The organism is Porphyromonas levii DSM 23370 (assembly GCF_000379925.1).
In the GTDB taxonomy this organism is placed as follows: domain Bacteria; phylum Bacteroidota; class Bacteroidia; order Bacteroidales; family Porphyromonadaceae; genus Porphyromonas_A; species Porphyromonas_A levii.
The window spans coordinates 1-21,075 of sequence record NZ_KB904246.1 but is presented as its reverse complement, the minus strand read 5'-3'; the positions used below and the strand labels follow the sequence as shown (position 1 = coordinate 21,075).

Sequence of the window (21,075 nt, the reverse complement as noted above, 5' to 3'; positions counted from 1 at the left end):
AATAAGTATGGGAAGAGCATTTGAATATCGTAAAGCTCGTAAGTTGGCACGCTGGGGAAATATGGCTCGCGTGTTTACCAAACTATCCAAAGAGATCACTATGGCGGTCAAAGCAGGCGGCCCTGATCCCGACACCAATCCACGTCTGAGAGTGCTTATTCAGACCTCTAAGAAGGAAAACATGCCTAAGGACAACGTGGAGCGTGCTATTAAGAAAGCCACGGACAAGGATACTGCCGACTACAAGGAGGTGAGTTTTGAGGGCTATGCACCTCATGGCATCGCCATATTCGTTGAGACGGCTACGGATAACAATACTCGTACGGTTGCCAATGTGCGTAGTTATTTCAATAAAACCGGTGGTTCTATGGGCACCACAGGTAGTGTAGAATTCATGTTCTCTCATGAAGCCGTCTTCCATGTGGTCAAGAAAGAGGATGCAGACCTAGAGGAATTGCTCCTTGAGCTTATCGACTACGGTGTAGAAGAGATTGATGAGGACGAAGGGGAGCTCGTGATTTCTGCAGACTTTGCTTCGAATGCTGCACTCCAAGCGCACCTCGAGGAGATGGGATATGAGATCACTAGTTCGGAGTTTGTACGTGTCCCAATGGACTACAAGCAGGTGACTCCTGAGCAGCGTGCCGATGTAGAGAAGCTTCTTGATAAGCTAGAGGAGGACGAAGACGTTCAGAATGTCTTCCACAATATGGCTGACGAAGAGGAATAAAGACGTTGCAATATGGGTAATAGGTGTAGCTATTGCCCATATTCGCACCCATAATGGATGAATATTGATCAGATAGTCAAGAGGTTTTCAGAGGGTAAGTCACTCGCTTCCTTGAAGCAAGCGCTCTCCAAGGGAACCAGAAGTATAGCTGTAGAGGGGTTGCAAGGCTCCGCTACAGCTATTTTATTACACGCATTGACCGATGCTCAGCGTCCCATTCTTGCAATAGCTCGAGAGGGAGAGCTTGCTGCGTATCTGCAGAATGACCTAGCGGTTCTCCTAGGCGATGAACAGGTATCATTCTTCCCCTCTCTCTATAAAAAGGCGATACGCTACGGTCATAAAGACCTAGCCAATGAGGTTATCCGAAGCGAACTCTTGGAGCTCATCCGTGATGCGGCGCTTCCTAAGGTCATTGTCACCTATCCCGAAGCATTGATAGAGGGTGTTGTGGAGGCAGAGGCATACGAGGCAGGTAGATTGGAGCTGAGAGTGGGCGCTCAGATGGATCGCAAAGCCCTCCGAGAGAAGCTCTGGGAGATGGGCTTCGAGGAGAAGGATTACGTCTATGCCCCTGGCGATTTCGCCGTCCGTGGTAGTATTATCGATATCTATTCCTTTGCTGCGGAGTATCCAGCGCGTCTCGATTTCTTCGATGACGAGCTAGAGAGTATCCGTCTTTTTGAGCCCGAGAGCCAGCTATCCCAAGAGCAAATAGGGGAGATTGCCATTCTCTCCTCCTTCAAACCCGAAGAGCGAGCCGGTCACTCCCTGATCAGTTTGCTACCAAAGGATACACTCATCTATGTAGATCAGGCAGCCTTCCTTCCCGATAGCCTTCAGACGACCTATACCACTGCGCCTATTCATCCCGAGGACAACCAGTTCCCAACCCTCCAAGACCTTCAAGCTTCTCTGGTCGAACCCACGAGCCTTTTGGCAGAAATCGACGAGCATCAGTGCCTTTTGACCAATCCCAAGGTGGCAGAGAAGGTGGTCCGTTTCGGACAGTTGCCCGAACCTATCTTCCACAAAAACTTCGACCTCCTCTCCGAAGCCCTACTCAAGTATCAGTCCTCAGGCTACGATACAATCATCATGAGTGACCAGGAGGGGCAGATAGAGCGGCTACAGTCGATATTCTCAGAGCAGGCTAAGGGCATCGTTTTCCAGCCCATTACCCCCACACTACACAGTGGTTTTATCGATGACACACTGAAGATAGCGCTCTTTACCGACCACTCTATCTTCGAGCGCTACCATAATTTTAAGCTCAAGAGCGATAAGATTCGTAAGTCGAGAGCGGTGATGACGCTCAAAGACATACAGAGCTTCGAATATGGAGACTACGTGGTGCACCATAATTATGGCATCGCTACCTTCGGCGGACTATTTACGATTGCGCAGAATGGCAAGCAGAAAGAGACCGTGCGGCTCAACTTTCAGGGCGGTGACTCGGTCTATGTCTCCATCCACTCTCTGCATCATATCTCCAAATACAAGAGCAAAGACAACGAAGAGCCCCCACGACTGAGCAAGCTAGGAGGTTCTGCTTGGGACAACCTCAAGGAGCGCACCAAGAAAAAGGTCAAGGATATTGCGCGCAACCTCATTAAGCTTTATGCCGAAAGATTGAGGATAGAGGGCTTTGCCTTCTCCAAAGATAGCTACTTGCAGAAAGAGCTCGAGGCCTCATTCATGTACGAAGACACTCCAGACCAAGAGCAAGCGACCAAAGAGGTCAAAGCAGATATGGAGCGCCCCATACCTATGGACCGATTGATATGCGGGGATGTGGGCTTTGGTAAGACAGAGATTGCCATCCGAGCTGCCTTCAAAGCTGCCACAGATGGCAAGCAAGTGGCAGTCTTAGTCCCCACTACGGTACTGGCTTATCAGCACTTTCGTACCTTCAGCAAGCGACTAAAGGCGTTCCCGGTTCGGGTCGATTACCTCAGTCAGGCGAGGAGTGCCAAGGAGCGCAAAGAGGTATTGGAGGGGCTCAGGGAGGGAAAAATTGATATTGTGGTGGGCACTCATACGATAACGGGCAAGGGTGTAGAGTACAAAGACCTAGGGTTGCTGATTATAGATGAGGAGCAAAAGTTTGGTGTCGCGATCAAAGAGCGCCTCCGCGAGCTACGTGCCCATATCGATACCCTTACCATGACCGCCACACCTATCCCACGTACCCTTCAGTTCTCACTGATGGGTGCGCGCGATCTCTCCAATATTCTCACCCCTCCGCCCAATCGTTACCCTATCCGAACAGAGCATTTGCTCTACGATATAGATGTGCTTGCCGAGGCTATCAATGCCGAATTGGCTCGAGGGGGTCAGGTGTACTTCATCCACAACCGTATCCACAATATGAATGACATTGCCCGAGATATTGCCAAGGCAGTGCCAGGGATAAGAATAGCTATAGGGCATGGACAGATGTCGGCAAAGGAGCTGGAGAAAGTGCTCCTCGGTTTTGTCCATCATGAGACAGATTTGCTCCTCGCTACCACTATTGTGGAGAACGGAATAGACGTAGGCAACGCCAATACCATCATTATCAACGACGCCCATAGGTTTGGGCTTAGTGACCTGCACCAGCTCAGAGGTCGGGTAGGGCGAAGCGATCGCAAAGCCTATTGCTTGCTCCTAACCCCTCCGATAGAGGAGCTTACCCCCAATGCCAAGCGACGTATGCAGAGCATCACCTCCTTCTCCGAACTTGGTTCGGGCATCCATATTGCCATGCAAGACCTGGATATTCGTGGTGCTGGGAACCTCCTAGGAAGCGAACAGAGTGGCTTCATTGCCGACCTCGGGTTTGAGACCTATAAGCGCATTCTAGAGGAAGCGGTGATGGAGCTCAAAGATTCCGAGTTCGCAGAAGAGCTCAATACCCTGCAGGGCGACGCCCCTCAGCCCCGAGACTTCGTGTACGAGACTGTGGTAGAGACCGATGCCGAAGCCTATTTCCCTCAGCTATATGTGCCGGGTGATAATGAGCGCATCACGCTATATCGGGAGTTGGAGCGTCTCTCTACAAGCCTAGACATTCAGGCCTACCGTCTGAGGCTCGAAGATCGCTTTGGCGCACTCCCTCAGGAGGCTGAGGAGCTCCTCAAGGTGGTCGAGCTTAGGTTGCTCGGAAAGCGTTCGGGTATCGAGCGAGTAGTACAGAAGCAGGGCTTGCTCAAGCTGTATTTGGTCTCCGACCTCAATAGCAGTTACTACCGAAGTGCTGTCTTTAGCCGCATCTTAGCCAATGCTACTGCGTGGGGTAGGGAGCTTCGGTTCAAAGAAGAGCAAGGGCGACGGTCTATCTCCGTCAAAGGCATTACCACGGTTACCCAAGCCTATCACATTGTAGAGAAGCTCGTGCAGTAACCAGAGCGCCCCCTTGTAGCAAAGACTATTGGAAGGTCGAAAGAGAAGAAATCAGAGATGCTTTTTCCTATTGGTTTACCATAGACGAAAAAAAGGTCGAGGGTTTTGTTCGAAAAGGTCGAGGGTTTTGTTCGAAAAGGTCGAGGGTTTTGTTCGAAAAGGTCGAGGGTTTTGTTTGAAAAGGTCGAGGGTTTTGTTTGAAAAGGTCGAGGGTTTTGTTTGGAACCCATGACCTTTTTTATTACCTTTGTACCAAGGGTTTAAAAAGCATTGGGAGGGTACAGGCTCCCTACCTCCCAACAAGCTAACCACAGTGGAGCCGTTTTTAAAATATTATGGCAAATAGACCTTTGGCTTATACGCTATCAGAGCGTAAAGCAACAATCGGAAAGATGGCAGGTAAGACTGTTATTCAGGCAAGTCCTACTGGGCGTAAACGCATTGACCATCGTAATTTTTGTGATGAAGTGGCGCGTGCCACTACCTTTACTGGTGCCGAGGTGGAAGCAGTACTTCGCCTCGCGGCTGAGATTGCTAAGATGCATGTGGAGAATGGCGACATCGTGGAGTATGGCGACTTGGGTGTACTTAAGCCCTCTTTCCAGAGCAAACTCGTGGAAAAGGGTGTGGATGAATTCAATCCCAACATCCATATCACCAAGCCAGTCGTACGTCTTTCTCCCTCACGCAAGTACTTTAACCTCACAGGAGTAAGCTATGAGCGTGTGGAAGCACCAGCCAAGAAGGGTTCTAAGAAGCCCTCCACTAAGCCAAATGAAGGCGGTGGAGGGACTTCGGACGACAACATCTAAGGACTATTTGGGAGCGATTGCCGAGAGGGCAATCGCTCCTCTTATTTTTGATGGCTACCTGACGCCCCCTATTTTGTAGGAAAATTTGGTAGGTTTGCCTATCGTTTTTTTTTAGGTAATGGTTATGGAGGATAGAAAAATAGACAAGGAGATTCCTGTAGTTATCATAGGTGGTGGGCTTACGGGCTTGTCCCTTGCAGCGCAATTGGACATGGAGGGTCTCCCTTTTGTGCTGCTTGAGCGGAGCGATAGGGTAGGTGGTCAGGTGCGAACACTTAGGGAAAATGGCTTTGTCTATGAGGTCGGACCAAATACTGGCACTATTTCTACTCCGGAAGTGGCAGAGCTTTTTGAATACGCAGCTCCAGATGCAGAACTGGAAGTGGCCGATAGTGCAGCCAATAGCAGGTGGATTTGGAAGGGGAACCGTTTCTATCCTATTCCCAGTGGGCTATGGGGTGGTCTGACTACCCCTCTCTATTCTTGGAGAGACAAGCTAGGGATGCCGCTTGAACCCTTTAGGCGAAAGGGGACTAATCCTAATGAGACGGTGGGCGAACTGGCAGAACGTCGCTTGGGGAAAAGCATCGTAGACTACACGATAGACCCTTTTATCGGCGGAATATATGCAGGGGATCCGTATCAGTTGGTCACCCGTTTGGCTCTGCCAAAGCTCTATAATCTGGAGCAAAAGTATGGGAGTTTTATAGGAGGAGCGCTAAGGAAAGCACGAGAACCGAAGAGCGATAGGGAGCGGAAGGCCACGAAAAAGATATTTTCGGCAGTTGGTGGTCTGGAGCATCTGATTGCGTCAGTGGCACAAAAGGTGGTACGTACGGGGCGGATTGAGCTTGGGGTAAGAGAGATTATGATAGAAGAACAGGGGAAGTCTTGGGTCACTTCTTTTGTAGATGCTCATGGGGAGCGGCACAGTCTGGTAAGCCAACATGTAGTTACCACGGTGCGCGCCGATATTTTGCCCTCCCTTTTCCCAAATGAGTGGCAAGGGTATTTTACCAATATTGCGACGTTGCCCTATGCTCCTGTGGCAGAAGTGAGTGTTGGCTTTAAGCATTTGCCCCATATCCCTCGTGCCGCTTTTGGTGCACTGGTGCCGAGTCGGGAGAAAAGGGACGTCCTTGGCATCCTCTTTCCTAGCTCGTGCTTTAGGGGTAGGACGGAGTATTCGGATGGCGCCCTCTTTACGGTATTCATGGGAGGGTTAAGGAATAGGGAGATGTTTGTCGATAATTCGGAGGAGCAATTGATGAGGTTGGGACTCGAAGAGCTCTACCTTATGATGAAGATACCTCGTGGTATTCAGCCCGATATGGTGCATATTGAGCGCTATCCCAAGGCTATTCCTCAGTATGATTTGGCAACAGATGCTCGCCACAATGATATCAAGAGGATAGAAATGGCTTATCCCGGGCTGCACCTAGCGGGAGGGATGATTGGGGGAATAGGGATGGCAAATAGGATAACCCAAGGAATGGAATTAGGAAAAATGATAGCAGAGAACTATGGATAAGTTATGGAATAGAGGAGGACTGGTAGAGGTACTCAACTCAAGTGATGCTAATTATATCCACGTGGCGCATTCACTTCTGAGCGATAGGGGGTTCTTCGTACGCGTAGAGAACGAGAATACGAATATCATACCAGGTCTCTCGGTGGGCGTTTCGCTAATGGTTAGGGAGGAAGAGGTGGAGGAAGCACTGAAGGTGCTGGAGGATGCTGGGGTGATACCTAGCCAAAACGATAGCCCTGAAGCGTTGGAAGAGCAGATGGAGGCGGAGCGAAAGGGGGACAGACGTAAGCTGTGGAGGGTGCTTATCTTCTTGGTTATTGCCCTAGGGCTATTTGCTTTGTGGGCAGTTTACCTTAATAATAATCCCCTATGATACACGTCTACACGGGAAATGGTAAGGGCAAGAGCACTGCAGCCTTTGGTCTAGCGGTAAGAGCCCTCGGCGCTGGCAAGAAGGTATTCGTAGCTCAGTTCGTGAAGGACATGAAGTACAGCGAGTGTTTTCTAGAGGAGTATTTCCCCGAAGCTATTAAGATTGAGCAATGGGGCGCAAGCTGTCTTCTGGATAGGGAGCCAACAGGGGAGGATTATAGCAGAGCTAAGGAGGGGCTAGAGAGGTGCGTTGGGGTACTCCAATCGGGTATTTACGACGTAGTAGTGATGGATGAACTCAATATAGCACTCTATTTGAAGCTCCTAACCATTGATGAAGTCTTGGAAGCACTCAAGCATAGGACAGACAAACACGAAGTTATCATCACTGGAAGGTATGCCCCCAGTGAACTAATAGGTATTGCTGATCTGGTTACAGAGATGAGGGAGGTGAAGCACTACTACCAAAAGGGCGTGCCAAACCGAAGAGGTATTGACTTTTAACCCTCGTCCTCTTCTAGTAGATACCTAGACTAGCATACAGTCGTTCTTCGTGTCCCGCCCATATCTGCTCCAAGGATTCGATGTCTAAACCCTTGTCGTAATCGGTAACCAATAACGAGGCACTTGGAGAGATTTCTGTGGTCACAATCTCCATACGGATGTAGCTTTCGGGGTCGTCATTCCACCTCCACTCTATGAGCTTGTCTTTCTCTTGCTTGTGAATGGTCGCCACTCTATCGTCTCCGACCTCGTCCCAAAATATATGAATAGTGTTCCTTGTGATATCTACACGAGGAGCAAACCATGCCGAAAGTCCTATGCCAGTAGATATTTGGTTCCATATACTATGGGGAGATGCTGTGCTGAGGAAGTACTCTTTCCTAAAGCCCTCTGCGCTGTTGTTCTTCTCTTTTTTCTCCATAATAATATGCTCTATAACAAAAATGCCCTCCTCTTCTGCCTCCAAGATACCAATAATCTCGGTTATTGTGGGTAAGTTTGTGGAAGAAAGCTAACCTAATAGAAAGTAAGTAATGAAGACAATAGTGATAGTCGGTCATCCCGACCTATCTACCTCTATCGTAAATCGTAAGTGGGTGGAGGCTCTTCGCCCTTATGAGGGAGAAGGCTTGAAGGTACATCGCCTTGACAAAGCCCTAAAGGAGGACGGAACATTTGATTTGGAAAAGGAGCAAGCACTCTTGGAGCAGTACGATAGAATTGTGCTGCAGTTTCCTTTGTATTGGTATATGCCACCAGCTATCATGAAGCTGTGGATGGACACTGTCTGGGCTGAAGGTTGGGCTTGGGGTGATTGCCCACATGCTCTTAAGGGCATAATCATCGAGGCTGCGACTTCTTGTGGTGCCCCTGAAGTGGCGTTTAGCGGAACTTCTTTAGCCTCTTACTTGTCGTTTGTCGGAGGATCGGCGGGCTTTGTGCAAGCTGTAGGAGGTGACTACTTCGCATTCTATGGCGCTGGTAGCCCTGGATACGAGGAGAGGTTGGCAGAGAACTGTAAAGAGTACATTAAATTTATCTGTAACAAGTAAATATGAGACGACTTAACGTAAAGGACGAGACAGGAACCCTCAAAAGTGTAATAGTAGGACTTGGTTCTACACCAGGACCTGTGCCAAGACTTGATGAGGCGTACGATGCCAAGAGTTACAGCACTATTATTGCAGGGAATTATCCTTCAGATGCCTCTCTGGATAGCGAGGTTGAGGGTTTGGCTACCGCACTTAAGGAGGAAGGAATAGAGGTGCTTCGTCCTCAAGAGCTCCCAGGGGTCAATCAGATTTTCGCACGCGATGTGGCTTTTGTTATCGAGGATAAGCTCATCCGCGCCAATATTATTCCCGATAGAGAGGCTGAAATGAGAGCTTACGATGGAATCTATGAGGAGATGGACAAGAGTAATATCATTACGCCACCGGAGCATGTGCACATCGAGGGCGGAGATGTTATCCTATTCCACGATAAGATTTTCCTCGGAACCTATCTGAGCCCTAACTATAGTAAGTATAAGATGGCACGCACCAATAAGTATGCTATCGGCTTTCTTAAGGACTTATTTCCAAAGAAAGATATCATCCCAATCGAATTAATCAAGCACGATACTGACCCATTTACTGGCGTATTGCACCTAGACTGCTGCTTCCAGCCAGTGGGAAAAGATAAGTGTATTCTCTTCCCTGGTGCTTTCCGTCATGTAGAGGATTGGGAATATATCCTCTCGCTCTTTGGTCCTGAGAATACTGCTATCATTAGCCGTCAGGAGATGTATGAGATGAATCCTAATATCTTTAGCATCGCACCAGATAAGGTAATTATTGATAGCACATTCACTCGCCTACAAGGTTGGTTTAACCGCCGTGGTATTCAGACTATCCCTGTACCATACCGTGAGGTAAGTAAGCTGGGTGGTCTCCTCCGTTGTACCACCCAACCACTAGAGAGAGCCTACTAATAGTGGCTAAGGATAAGCTTGTTTGGCTCTGTACCGACTGCGGCTCTGACTTCCCTAAGTGGGCAGGGAAGTGTCCTGCTTGCGGCGCATGGAATACTCTTAAGGAGTACCGAGTAAAGGCTGATGAACCAGGGCTTCGCATCCGAAAGGATGTGAAGCTCTTGGATAAAGCCCCCATTCCTCTCAGTGAAGTGGCTGGAGATACAGCTACTCGAATGGATCTAAAGGATGGTGAGCTCAATAGAGTCTTGGGTGGAGGGTTAGTCAAAGGCTCTTTAGTCCTCATCGGTGGCGAACCAGGAATAGGAAAGAGTACTCTAATCCTTCAGAGCGTTGTGCGCAACCCTGAACTCAAAACGCTTTACGTTAGTGGAGAGGAGAGTGTAGGGCAGATAAGGTTAAGAGCCGAACGGCTCACAGATGCCGATGCTGTGAACCACTGTTTGCTATATAGTGAAACACAGTTGGAGACGATTATGGAGACAACTCTAGATGTAATGCCCGACCTCCTTGTAATCGACTCTATTCAGACCGTCCAAACAACCAAGAGTGAATCTTCCGCTGGCTCACTTTCTCAGGTGAGGGAGTGTACTGCGGCTCTGCTTACTTTCTCCAAAGAATATGAAATACCCATAATACTAGTAGGGCATATTACCAAGGAGGGAAGCATTGCCGGCCCTAAGGTCTTGGAGCACTTAGTAGATACGGTCATTCGTTTTGAGGGCGATCAGAACCACCAATACCGTATCCTTAGGGCTATTAAAAACCGTTTTGGAAATACGGCAGAGATAGGGCTTTATGAGATGAAGGGCAGTGGGCTTAGGCAGGTGACCAATCCTTCTGAGATGCTGCTGACTGGAGGAAATTCAGATCTCTCTGGTAGCTGTGTTGGGGTAACAATGGAGGGTATCCGCCCCTTATTGGTAGAAGTACAAGCGCTTGTCAGTTCTGCCGTTTATGGTACGCCCCAGCGTTCGTCTACTGGCATTGATGCTCGACGCACCAATATGCTGTTGGCAGTGCTAGAGAAGCGAGCTGGATTTAAGCTAATTCAGAAGGATGTCTTCCTGAATATCGCTGGTGGACTTACTATTCAGGACCCAGCTTTAGACCTTGCAATACTAACCGCGGTGCTATCAAGTAATCTTGATGTTCCTATTTCTCGTGAGATTTGTGTGACAGGGGAAGTGGGTTTAAGTGGAGAGATACGTGCTGTATCCCGCATTGCGCAGAGAATTAGCGAGGCAGAGAAGATTGGCTTTAAGGCGATGGTACTGCCATCTGATAATCTTCATGGGTTAGAATTAGACAAGATTGCGATTAAACTCGTCCCGGTAACTCAAGTCACTGAGGCATTTAGAGCCCTATTCCGCGAGTAGACGAAAATAGGATACCCCATACATAATAATAGAGCCGAGCTAGAAGTGAATCTAGTTCGGCTCTATTCAATTGCTTAGTCCCTAAGTTATTCTGCCTTGATAGAGTCAGTAGGGCAAACCTCAGCGCAGTTACCGCAATCAATGCAGGTATCTGGGTTGATTACATAGATGCTACCCTCAGAGATTGACTCAGTTGGGCATTCGTCCATACATGTACCGCATGCGATGCAAGTGTCTTGGATAATGTGTGCCATAATTCTAATCTTTTAGTGTCTTAAATGGATACTCATTGTTACTCTCGTTCGGATGCAAATATACCAATATTCTCCAAAGTATACCTACTTTTGGGGATAGATGTTGCTCAACCTGCTATTTCCACTTAGCAAGTTCTCCTTTTCTCCAATAAGTTATACCTATTTTTAGCTAGTTGTGGCTAAACTAGGGGAGTTTCATTACTCCTCAAATTCGAGGCGTCCTCTTTCGTAAGCATTATTACCCTCATGGTCAATCGCTACGATTACGGGTAATTCTTCTACCCTCAGACGACGTATGGCCTCTGGTCCTAAGTCGTCAAAGGCTATCACCTCTGCTTCTTTCACCCTCTGCCCCATGAGCGCTGCGGCTCCGCCTATTGCTGCGAAGTAGACCCCAGTCTCGCTTTTTAGGGTATCAATTACCTCTTTGCAGCGAAGCCCCTTACCAATCATAGCCTTTAGCCCCTTCTTCATGAGGGTGGGGGAATAGAGATCCATTCGTCCTGCTGTGGTGGGACCAACTGAGCCGATAGGCTCTCCTGGCTTTGCAGGAGCAGGCCCAGCATAATAGACTATCTGTCCTTCAAAGTCAAATGGCATCTCCTCGCCTCGTTCTAGCATCTGTACCAACCGGAGGTGCGCAGCATCGCGGGCGGTATAGATAATACCAGTAATATAGACCATGTCGCCAGCGTGAAGTGTGCGAATTACTTCATTAGTTAGTGGCGGTGTAATTATTCTTTTTTCCATGACTATCAATTTATACTATCTATTTAGATGATACCATGAGCATGGCGTGTAGCGTGACAACCTATATTCACTGCTACAGGAAGACCTGCAATGTGTGTTGCGCCTGCTACTACATTTACTGCTAACGCAGTAGTATTACCACCGAAACCAGCTGGTCCGATTCCGAGTTTATTGATACGCTCCAATAGTTCTTCCTCTATTTCACGGAGATGTGGCGCAGGATTATGCTCACCTACTGGACGAAGGAGAGCTTCCTTGGCATAGTAAGCGCACCTCTCCATCGTGCCACCTATTCCTACACCTACAATAATAGGTGGGCAAGGGTTAGCACCAGCTTCTGAGACGACTTGCACTACATAGTCTTTGACGCCCTCTACACCTTGGCTAGGAGTAAGCATCTTGAGCTGACTCTTGTTCTCGCTACCAAAGCCTTTTGGAGAGACTTCTATCTCAATCTTATCGCCAGGGACAATGTTGTAGTGAATAACAGCAGGGGTATTGTCCTTGGTGTTTTCACGAAGGATAGGATCATTGACTACCGACTTACGCAGGTACCCTTTCTCGTAGCCTTCACGGACACCTGCATTGATAGCATCCTCAAGAAGTCCTCCTGTGATATGGACATCCTGCCCTAGTTTGACGAATACCACGGTCATCCCAGTATCCTGACAAAGTGGCTTCTGTTGGGTGCGTGCTATCTCACTATTCTCTAAGAGAGTTCCTAAGATATCCCTGCCAAGGGGCGACTTCTCTATGCTAAGTTGAGAGGTCATCTTGGCGTGTATATCAGGGGTCATATAGTAGCAGGCATCTATACAAAGTTTTGAGACCAATTGAGTGATCTCGTGTACATCTATTTCTCTCATAGCTTTAGATGTCATACATTTTTTTGATAAAATAGAATGAGTTTCTATTGTGGAGTAACTCATGGTTTCTAGGGTCGCTATCCAGTAGCCCTACCAGACAATAGGCATCATATCTCTTGTCGTAAATTAGCTCTTTATGCAGGGAGAAGTTTTCTATCATCCCTGTAGAACGTACATGGATACGAGGGCCATCGCAAGGCTTGATTTCATCCCCTATCTTGATATGATGATCATCGAAATAATCAATAGGGATATCCTCTAGAATCAATTCTTGTATTCTGCGCTCAAGTTTATCCAAATCCTCTTTGTTGAGCTGAGGATTATCATTAAACTTCAGCACGAAGCCTTTAGGTACGTCGGCACTGTAGTATTCCGACATATCTATACCAAAAAGCCCCTCTAAGGCATACGCTGTCACTTCTTCTGCCGAGTGCGCCATCTTACGGTACCGAAGTGATTCGTGCACAATATCATACAAGGTCTGTGGCTGAGGCCCAAATATGGATGGGCGAGTCACGATAATCTCCTCGCCTATCGCAAATAGCAGATCGGCATTTCTGCCAAGAGCTTGATTGAGCAGGTTAAAGTGCTCTACCACTACACGCTTGCCTTTCTCCAGTGCTTCCTGTACAAAATCGACAATCTCATACATTTGGGTGAAGGCAGACTGGAAACGCATATCTATGTGGTAGGTCGATGCCTCGCGCAGATTATCCATGCCTTGGCGCACCTGCATTATCTTGCGTGGATCAAGTAGGTCATCATCATTGGCTAGCTCTAGACCAGGGAAAATACCTTTGATAAGAGAACTCTTACCACTGCCAGCATCTCCGATAAAGCCAATTAGCCTATCGGTAAAGCTGAGGTGTTGATGAGCCAATTGCTCCCCGAGGGAAAGGAGTCTCTCCTTCCCACGGGGGGCATAATATTGGGTAGAGACCCAGAGCTCCTGGAATCTCTTAGGTTTTGCTCCGATTTGACTATGCATCGAAAGTAAAACTCATTAGTGGTGCATGCTGCTGAGCACCATAGACATCAGTCTCTCCGAGTGCACCACTTGGGATTGGGCGCTTAATCGTAGCCTTGACAGCCTTTGCAGGGTCAAAATAGATGACGTGAAGCACATTCTCCTCAGGGATACCATAGAGCCTAGCTACAGTGGCAGCATCAATTGGCTTATGCTCCTTAAAGAAGTTGTAATCGTCAAATGTCTTGAAGATAATGTCGAATGTAAGTTCATAAGGACCAGAGTTCTTGCTTCTGATCACAGATGCCATATCGACTAGCTTATATGTTTTCATATCTCTATACTCCTTTCTTTACTTTGCCTGACCATTGGTAAACTGACGATAGGTGATTGGGAAGAGCTCTGTAGGGCTCTCTACCTTCATCAGGTGGTACACGTTGAACTCGAATACCTCACCCATGTGTGCATCAGATGGTGAGAATGGGAATGCGAGGTTTCCTGCTGTAGAAATACGTCCCTCGTAACCGAAGTGAAGCATGGTACTGCGTGCAAAGCTACAAATCGTATCTGCTTCCTGCTGTGTAGCACCTACTGCCTCGATGATAATCAATAGTTCATTACCTGTATCAGTAGTCACACCAGGGAACATTGCCATAACACCACCCTTGCCGTAGACCTTAAAGTCTAGGAAGTAGTCACTCATGCCGTAGTCCTTGAAGTTGTTGTCTACGCGGGCACGAACGGCCTCTGTAATCTCATCTACCTTGCTAATAAAGATTGGGTCGGTAACACCTGCACATGCGATGGTACGATAACCTACACGACGAACGCCCTCTAGCTTTACAAAGTAACCATCGGTTGGTTCAAACACCGTACCAGCAACACGTACCCTATTGTCTGCAATCTGCTCAAAGGTAGTATTGTGTAGGTTGAGTTGTCCTCCAGGTCCAGGAAGGATGTATGGGTTAGATTTCTCATACAGTGTATGCGCTGCGATAGATAGGGTAGTACACTTACGTGCTGGAGAAAGGGTCTCTAGCTCGAAATGATCGTGACGGAGGTAGCCAAACATACAGTCGCTACCACTACCAGGAAGTGCTGCGATAGCAGCGCACTCCAAAATCTTACCCATGTGGATAGCAAGCCCCTTAGGATAGCCCTTAGAGATAGCTAGTGCTGAGAAGACGGTAGGGTCGTAGGCACGTCCAGCAAGGATAACTTGAGCACCATTATTGAGCGCCTCGATAAATGGCTCCTCACCCATCTGGGCTACGATACGAACCGACTCATCGATATCCTCTTCCTTTAGTTCTGGAGCTGGAGCGAGTGGCGTAATTTTACCATCCTTAAAGTACTTGCGGACAAGTTCCTTGTCAAACTCTGAGCTAATCTCTGCATACTTGAAAGTAAGACCTCTAGCTTCAGCAATCTCCTCGATAATCTTACGATTAATCTCTACATGAGGACGACCACCTGAGCCTCCCGACGAACCGATAATCACTGGAATACCAGCCTTGATTGCAGCTGGAATCATGATATCTAGGTCTCTCTTGACCGAGTTGCGATCGGTAAAGGAGATACCAGCACCGAGATAGTAAGGACCTGGGTCTGTAGAACCAGCGTCCACTGCTATCACATGTGGGTTACGCTTCATACCCTCCTCAAAAGACTCCATAGGGAAGCCATAGCCGAGGATTGCGGTAGGGGATAGTACTCTTATCTCTTCCATTTCTCTTTCCTTTCTCTATTTTATTTAGATGAGATCCTTGAGTGCAAGGATTCTGCTCATCTCATTAAATACAAGCATGTAGCCCTCGTCTACACCCATACCAGGCTTAGCGAGCATTTGCTTTGGTTGTGTAGCCATTGCGATGTGTGCGCAAATCTCAGCTGAACGGTTGGTCTCGTTGCAAGTACCACCTAGGTAAGCTCCCATATCGTGTTGCTTGCAATAGAGTACAGCCTCAATTGTGTTATTGATACCACCAAGGTCTGGGGTCTTAATCTGTGCCATGTGGCCTGCCTTGTCCTTAGAGAAGTCGATGATATCCTCAAGGGTATTACACCACTCATCAGCTACGATCTCAGCATCGATACCCTTATCATCCATGTGGCGACGGATTTCATGTAGTGCCTTGACCTGTGCCCACTTCTCCTCAACATCTACTGGACCTTCAATACGTAGGTGGAATGGCTTAGCAGCCTCAGCTAGAGTGCCAATGTAGTCTGCAATCTTCTCGAAGTCATTATCGAATACCACACCTAGTGTGCCGTATACATCAATGTGGAAGATAGGATTGTAGCTATCGCGAGTACGCTTCTCGAGGATACGATTGCGTAGCCATTCTACGTAAGCGAGTAGCTTCTCACCCTTTAGACCGGTCTTCTGCTCCACATGATTGAAGAGCGCGTGTGGTAGCACTTCAGCCTCCTTCATAATCATCTTGTCCGCATTGGTGTACCTATCGTCACCAGACTGTGTAAAGATGGGTACCATTGTGTCGGAGATAGTTGTGTTGTACTCTGCTGCTATCACCTGAGCCATTAGCTTATGTTGGCTCTTAGCTACGGCGTCTAGGCAAGCCTGAGTAACTCCGTAACGGATAGCGGTGTGGAACTGCTTCCCAGTTTCTGGGCGGACAAACTTGTCTACCTTGTCAGCCATCTCGCGGAAAGTAGTGATATCCTTACCCTCATACATAGGAGCAATCTCCTTTAGTATTACTGGGATAAAGTTCTTTGCAAGGAATAGAGGGTCTCTACCGCCTGCACCAGAATACTGTACTGCTGCACAGTCACCATGCGCAACCTGTCCATCCTCTAGGATGAAGAGTACAGAGATAGACTCTCCTGCTTGGCGAACGCTGGTAAAACCATCCGTAACAGTCTCTCCAGAGTAGAAAGCACCATCACTTACTGCACCTCTCTTAATAGCACGCTGATCATCGAAGTAAAACCCCGTCTTTCCAGCGGCACATACTACTTTCTTAATTTTCATAACTATATTTAATTATGTGTGTTTGTTCTATTGTCAATTATTGCTTACGCCCTACAAGGAAGCCCTTACTGATAGCATATACATCATCTATCACCATTTGGAAGCTTACGGTACGGTTTTCTGCTTTCGCACGCTCCTCTAGCTTGCTGCGGTGGAAGTCTAGAATATCTTGGCTAAATGGTAGGTTACCCGCATCGAGGATACGTACAGCACCACTATTGTCACGAGCTGGCATCACCTTACCAGCATTGTACTTGCTAGGTGCGAATGGGATATCAAGGACTCCCGATTCGAAGGCCGCAATCACGCCTTGTGCAAGGTCTCCCTTGCCGAGCTCAAATACCTTGTCCATGATCTGATTGACCTCGCGCTCGATGATTTCAGACTCAGCTATCACGGCAGGGATACTGGTAAAGTCCTGATCACGTAGCATAGAGATTACCTGCTTAGTAGCACGCAAACCAGCAGCATTGGCTTCCATGGTAGGTACTCCCATTGCCTCGTGCGGAGTCTTCACTATTACCTTTGTAGCCTTAGCTAGTGCTGCAGCTGCAGACCCCCAAGAGATAACACCAAATGCCTTGGCCTCGTCCTGAGGGAAACCACCCATCCACTGGTGGAATACAGTTGTTACCTTTACATCGCTATAGCCGTACTTAGCTAGATACTCATTGGTCTGCTTCTTTAGTGAGCGGATTGCGGCTACGTCTTGGATAAGGTTACCGCACTGACCATAACCTACGGTTAAGTCTTTCACACCCTGAGTAGCAGCTAGGAGTGCCTCAATGATAGCTACAGAGTTGGAGATACAAGCTGGGATGAGCGTACCTGTGAGTGGTCCAAATGGCTCACGGTTGATATTTACTCCAGCCTCAGCATACATGCCGACCAATCTATCGGTGTATTGCCAATACTCAATTGTCTTGGCAAGTGAGTAGTCTTTAGAGTAGGGGATATTGTATGAGATACCACCACCCTCGTATGAGGTAAAACCACCTGCGATAGAAATTTCGGTAAGTAGACGGGCGTCAGGCGTACCATGACGTACCTGCACTGGGTTTTTGAGTGCTGAAGTCACTGTACGGCATATATCCACACCATAGTTAACGATAGGGAAACCATTCAGCATTGAGCGACCGCTCTCCTTACTCTTCTCGATACCGTTCTGAGCTTCAGTATACCTATTAAGACGAGTGTAGCTATCCACAGTAGATGGAAGTAGGTCTGCCTCACCTTCACGCTCTAGGAACTGAAGTAGCTTGATATGCTCATCATATAGCGCCACTCCAGCACGTGGCTGGATAAGGGTGACACCCTCTTTGTCTGCTTTCTGTAGCTTCTCATCGAAGCGCTTAGACTTTGCAATACCCTTTTGGTACTCTACGGCCTCCTCGAAGTTGACACCAGCTCCAGTAGGCCACTGCTTAAGTACCTCTTCTCTCTCTCTCTGAAATTCAGCGTCACTGATTCTGACGTTACGGATTTCCATATTACATATAATGTGTGGGTTGTTAATTATTGCGTTCTTATCGCTTCACTTTCTTGAGCTCTTTCTTCATGATTTCCAAAGCTACATCCGGAAGTTCAGCACTGAGTAGCCCCATAGAGGCCATAATGTACGATTTGTCTATATAGAAGGTCGGTTCTTTGGGTCGAGCTGACTCGTAATTGGTTGGATCGAAAACCGAACCCCCTAGTACGTATGCAGGATCATCGCTGTGAATGATCGCCCCACCTATTCCCAGGACATTCTCTACCTTAGAAAGGTCTTTGCCATCAATGGTGAATAGCTGACCCATAGGGGTGTATACCGACTTGATATGCCCTACATGCCTATCTGTTGCTATAGATACAGCACCTTTGGCAAGCACCTTCTCCATATTGGCTTCACGCTCATCTTCAGCACGACGTGATGGAGTAGTAGAGCACGCTGCTACCCAATCCTTCAGTTCTTCGTCTGATAATCCCAAAGGTTTACCAGCTTCGAACAGATCCATTTCATCTGCTAGAGAGGTGAGGCTATAGCGCATACCTAAGTCACCTTCTACAGTTCGCTTACAAGGGGGCTCGGGGAGTCCTCTCTGTACGATATTAGGGGCCGTTGGCTCACCAATAGCTATAGAGTACACATCCGTTGTTGCACCACCTAGGTCTATCGCCAGTAATTCTCCAATACCTTCTACGTTGTGCGTACCTTTGCTTAGTAGTTCACAAGCGTTGAGTACAGCCAATGGGGTAGGGATAATCTCATTGTGTGCCTTTTCCTGGGCTTTGCTTAGTCCCTTTGCCTCAATAATACGATCAATGAATAGCTGCATGATGCACTCCTTCGCTGGTTGTACATTGAGGGTGCTAAAGTCAGGCATTACATTGTCTGTCACTACGCATGACCTACCCGCATCTTTTAATATCTGGGCTACCTCATCGGCTGCATTCTTATTGCCTGCCATTACAATGGTAAAATTGCCCTTTACTTTGGAGAGGGTTCGTGCATTATTGATTACCGTCTCGCGGTTGCCTCCATCGGTCCCTCCACATAATAGAATCAAATCGGGAGCAATCTGCTCAATTTCCTCAGCTTCCTTTCGGCTGATTTCAAAAGAGTAGGTTTTGACCACCTTTGCCCCAGCGCTACTTGCTGCAGTACGCGCAGCCTTAGCCGTGAGTTCGGGGACTAGGCCTGAAGCGACCATCTTGAGTCCTCCTGCAGCGCTACTACAACAGAGAAAACGATCGTACTCCCAAGGAGCACCTAGTTTCTTGTGGAGCTCCGAAAGTGCATTGCTAAGCCCCTCCATTACATCCGTTTCGATGGTCGTGAAGGCTGCTCCAGTGCTCACTATCTCACACTTCTCTGTGTCGATAGCGGTCACTTTGGTGTACGTACTTCCAAAGTCCGCAGTTAGATACCTCATATCTAGTTACAATATTTATATGTAACCGTTTATAGACCTAAGATCTTATCGAGGTCTGCTATAGTCGTTTCAATAGGAGTGTTTGGTGGGTACACACAATCGAAGCCCATCTTCTTGAAGCGAGCCTCTACGTCTGTAAATTCCTGCTTCCCTACTACAAGATTGCCACCTGCTAGTAGGGGTATACCTTTCAGACCTGCCTCATCACATTTCTCTCTAAGCCCTTGGCAGTCAATCTCACCGTGCCCATAGAGTGAAGAGACAAGAATTGCATCTGCATTCGTCTCAATTGCCGCATTGATAAACTCGGTTTGTGAAACCATTACACCAAGATTTACCACATTGTATCCTGCTTGAGTGAGTGCAAAAGCAATAATCTTATTGCCTACAGCATGAGCGTCTGCTCCAATCACACCTGTCACAACGGTCTTTCCATTCATAGTTAAAAATACTCTAGTTGTTCTTGAGCTAAAAATCGGGTTGCATGAAACGGTAGGAGAGTTTCCCTTCTCTCCATTCCCTTTCACGGTGCAAAGTTAAGTATAAATACTTACTTATTCAGTACATTATCCCTTTATTTCTCTATTACTTGCTAAATAACAATATTAAGAGCCATAGAGATCGATAGACAATAAGATGACATCGTAGAGTTTTGACCTCTAGATACTATAGCGGCTTCAGTCCCTCGCGGGAGAGACTCCAGTTCCTCCCGAGAAAAACTCTAGTCCCTCGCGGGAGAGACTTTGGGTAAGATGTATAGTACCTGGAGATAGTCGCGCCTCGTACTATTTTGTCTTATATCATCTAATTCAAGAACTGCCGAAGAGGTGCTTTTATTCTTTAGCGTTAATGGCTTTGGAATAATAGCTGGGGTAACGCTCTACTGTATTGTCGAAAATCTGATCTGCTTTGACATTGTATTTCTCGAATATGCGAATCAGTATATCTCGAGCTTCTTCTGGTATGATTTGGCTCCCTTTTCGCCAATTGTAGTAGACGGTTTTGCTGAGTTTGAGTTCGGACATAATCTCTTTGCGGATGCGATCTGCATCTCCAGAGGAGACATGTGCAAGCCCCTTAATGAATCCGAGAGGCAGGTGGGAAAGGGTATTGGGGAGGTAGTAGGAGCACTTCTCTCCTATTCCTATTGAACTTCTTTTGGGGTGGAGATAACTATGCACGAAGTCATCTGGTTGGGAATAGTAGTAGCTAAGGTAGCGCAAGCACTTTTCTGCCAAAGGACAGTCTGCTATGATACAATGGCTTAGTTGCTCGGGAAGTAGGTTCCACCTAATTTCTTCCTCTGGTATTGGGCTGATAGGAGTTTCTGTATTCATGTATTTCTCATATTTTTACTAGTTGTTTCACTTCTCCCACCAGGGCAATCGCATTTGAATTATCATAGATAGTTGTATTCGAGTATCTGAGAAGGTTTCATAGTTGCGTTCCTCTTTCTTAGGTTTTTCATTGGAATTTTTGTTTTCTCTTTTTGCTTTTCGAGGAAGAAGAGAGCTATCTTGTTGATTATATTCCAGTTCTTCGCTTCGTTGTCCTTTCTCTTTAACGATTGGTCTTCACCGAGAATAACATCAAGACAATAGTGTAAGTTATTCTCTACCGCCCAATGATCTCTAATGAGAG

At 47.4% G+C, this 21,075-nt stretch carries 21 protein-coding genes and 1 pseudogene; 9 read left to right on the top strand and 13 right to left on the bottom strand.

The genetic code is table 11. The features are described 5' to 3' along the window. The first annotated feature begins 7 nt into the window (after nt 1-7). From A3GG_RS0104550 to cobO, 6 genes are all read left to right on the top strand, one after another. The gene (locus A3GG_RS0104550; RefSeq protein ID WP_018358141.1) at nt 8-730 is read left to right on the top strand and encodes a YebC/PmpR family DNA-binding transcriptional regulator; all 723 of its coding nucleotides are present in this window, start codon (nt 8-10) and stop codon (nt 728-730) included. A gap of 57 nt (nt 731-787) precedes the next feature. Beyond that, nucleotides 788-4,114, top strand: a complete 3,327-nt coding sequence (gene mfd, locus A3GG_RS0104545; protein WP_018358140.1) for a transcription-repair coupling factor — start codon at nt 788-790, stop codon at nt 4,112-4,114. A 335-nt stretch (nt 4,115-4,449) separates the two neighbouring features. Continuing rightward, nucleotides 4,450-4,926 (top strand): HU family DNA-binding protein, encoded by a 477-nt coding sequence (locus A3GG_RS0104540; protein ID WP_018358139.1) that lies wholly within the window; start codon nt 4,450-4,452, stop codon nt 4,924-4,926. Between the two features lie 124 nt (nt 4,927-5,050). Then, complete coding sequence (gene hemG, locus A3GG_RS0104535) at nt 5,051-6,457, top strand: protoporphyrinogen oxidase (RefSeq protein ID WP_018358138.1); 1,407 nt, start codon at nt 5,051-5,053, stop codon at nt 6,455-6,457. Next, nucleotides 6,450-6,830 (top strand): putative signal transducing protein, encoded by a 381-nt coding sequence (locus A3GG_RS0104530; protein WP_018358137.1) that lies wholly within the window; start codon nt 6,450-6,452, stop codon nt 6,828-6,830. The genes hemG and A3GG_RS0104530 overlap by 8 nt, the downstream gene beginning before the upstream one ends. Then, entirely contained in the window at nt 6,827-7,333 is a 507-nt protein-coding gene (gene cobO, locus A3GG_RS0104525; RefSeq protein WP_018358136.1) for a cob(I)yrinic acid a,c-diamide adenosyltransferase, read from the top strand. Before A3GG_RS0104530 ends, cobO begins: the two co-directional genes overlap by 4 nt. 13 nt (nt 7,334-7,346) lie before the next feature. On the opposite strand, the gene A3GG_RS0104520 is transcribed toward cobO, so the two are convergent. Further along, nucleotides 7,347-7,754, bottom strand: coding sequence for an START-like domain-containing protein (locus tag A3GG_RS0104520; RefSeq protein ID WP_051074814.1), 408 nt, complete (start codon nt 7,752-7,754; stop codon nt 7,347-7,349). A 112-nt stretch (nt 7,755-7,866) separates the two neighbouring features. Here A3GG_RS0104520 and A3GG_RS0104515 point away from each other — a divergent pair, with 112 nt between their 5' ends. From A3GG_RS0104515 to radA, 3 genes are read left to right on the top strand one after another with little or no spacing between them, the layout of a single operon-like run. After that, nucleotides 7,867-8,385, top strand: coding sequence for an NAD(P)H-dependent oxidoreductase (locus tag A3GG_RS0104515; protein WP_018358134.1), 519 nt, complete (start codon nt 7,867-7,869; stop codon nt 8,383-8,385). Nucleotides 8,386-8,387: 2 nt separating this feature from the next. Further along, the gene (locus A3GG_RS0104510) at nt 8,388-9,305 is read left to right on the top strand and encodes a dimethylarginine dimethylaminohydrolase family protein (RefSeq protein WP_018358133.1); all 918 of its coding nucleotides are present in this window, start codon (nt 8,388-8,390) and stop codon (nt 9,303-9,305) included. A 2-nt stretch (nt 9,306-9,307) separates the two neighbouring features. Beyond that, complete coding sequence (radA, locus tag A3GG_RS0104505) at nt 9,308-10,684, top strand: DNA repair protein RadA (protein ID WP_018358132.1); 1,377 nt, start codon at nt 9,308-9,310, stop codon at nt 10,682-10,684. A gap of 86 nt (nt 10,685-10,770) precedes the next feature. On the opposite strand, the gene A3GG_RS13060 is transcribed toward radA, so the two are convergent. From A3GG_RS13060 to A3GG_RS13715, 12 genes and pseudogenes are all read right to left on the bottom strand, one after another. Further along, nucleotides 10,771-10,938 carry a DUF362 domain-containing protein gene (locus A3GG_RS13060; RefSeq protein ID WP_083900376.1) on the bottom strand — a complete coding sequence of 56 codons (168 nt, stop codon included), beginning with the start codon at nt 10,936-10,938 and terminating at the stop codon, nt 10,771-10,773. 198 nt (nt 10,939-11,136) lie between these two features. Next, nucleotides 11,137-11,688 carry a Fe-S-containing hydro-lyase gene (locus A3GG_RS0104500; RefSeq protein WP_026215620.1) on the bottom strand — a complete coding sequence of 184 codons (552 nt, stop codon included), beginning with the start codon at nt 11,686-11,688 and terminating at the stop codon, nt 11,137-11,139. 23 nt (nt 11,689-11,711) lie between these two features. After that, on the bottom strand, nt 11,712-12,554 hold the full coding sequence (locus A3GG_RS0104495; RefSeq protein ID WP_026215619.1) for a fumarate hydratase: 843 nt from the start codon (nt 12,552-12,554) through the stop codon (nt 11,712-11,714). Between the two features lie 4 nt (nt 12,555-12,558). Then, a complete protein-coding gene (locus A3GG_RS0104490) occupies nt 12,559-13,542 on the bottom strand; it encodes a hypothetical protein (protein ID WP_018358129.1) in 984 nt (327 codons plus the stop codon). Next, nucleotides 13,535-13,855 carry a DUF4387 domain-containing protein gene (locus tag A3GG_RS0104485; protein ID WP_018358128.1) on the bottom strand — a complete coding sequence of 107 codons (321 nt, stop codon included), beginning with the start codon at nt 13,853-13,855 and terminating at the stop codon, nt 13,535-13,537. The genes A3GG_RS0104490 and A3GG_RS0104485 overlap by 8 nt, the downstream gene beginning before the upstream one ends. A gap of 18 nt (nt 13,856-13,873) precedes the next feature. Continuing rightward, on the bottom strand, nt 13,874-15,250 hold the full coding sequence (locus tag A3GG_RS0104480; RefSeq protein ID WP_018358127.1) for an acyclic terpene utilization AtuA family protein: 1,377 nt from the start codon (nt 15,248-15,250) through the stop codon (nt 13,874-13,876). Nucleotides 15,251-15,274: 24 nt separating this feature from the next. After that, entirely contained in the window at nt 15,275-16,519 is a 1,245-nt protein-coding gene (locus A3GG_RS0104475) for a methylaspartate ammonia-lyase (RefSeq protein ID WP_018358126.1), read from the bottom strand. Between the two features lie 37 nt (nt 16,520-16,556). Further along, a complete protein-coding gene (locus tag A3GG_RS0104470; protein ID WP_018358125.1) occupies nt 16,557-18,008 on the bottom strand; it encodes a methylaspartate mutase subunit E in 1,452 nt (483 codons plus the stop codon). A 37-nt stretch (nt 18,009-18,045) separates the two neighbouring features. After that, nucleotides 18,046-19,434 (bottom strand): methylaspartate mutase accessory protein GlmL, encoded by a 1,389-nt coding sequence (glmL, locus tag A3GG_RS0104465; protein WP_018358124.1) that lies wholly within the window; start codon nt 19,432-19,434, stop codon nt 18,046-18,048. Between the two features lie 29 nt (nt 19,435-19,463). Continuing rightward, nucleotides 19,464-19,874, bottom strand: a complete 411-nt coding sequence (gene glmS, locus A3GG_RS0104460) for a methylaspartate mutase subunit S (RefSeq protein WP_018358123.1) — start codon at nt 19,872-19,874, stop codon at nt 19,464-19,466. Nucleotides 19,875-20,267: 393 nt separating this feature from the next. Beyond that, nucleotides 20,268-20,771 carry a DUF6078 family protein gene (locus tag A3GG_RS0104455; RefSeq protein ID WP_018358122.1) on the bottom strand — a complete coding sequence of 168 codons (504 nt, stop codon included), beginning with the start codon at nt 20,769-20,771 and terminating at the stop codon, nt 20,268-20,270. A gap of 62 nt (nt 20,772-20,833) precedes the next feature. Continuing rightward, nucleotides 20,834-21,075: pseudogene (locus tag A3GG_RS13715) on the bottom strand (ISAs1 family transposase); the annotation flags it as partial.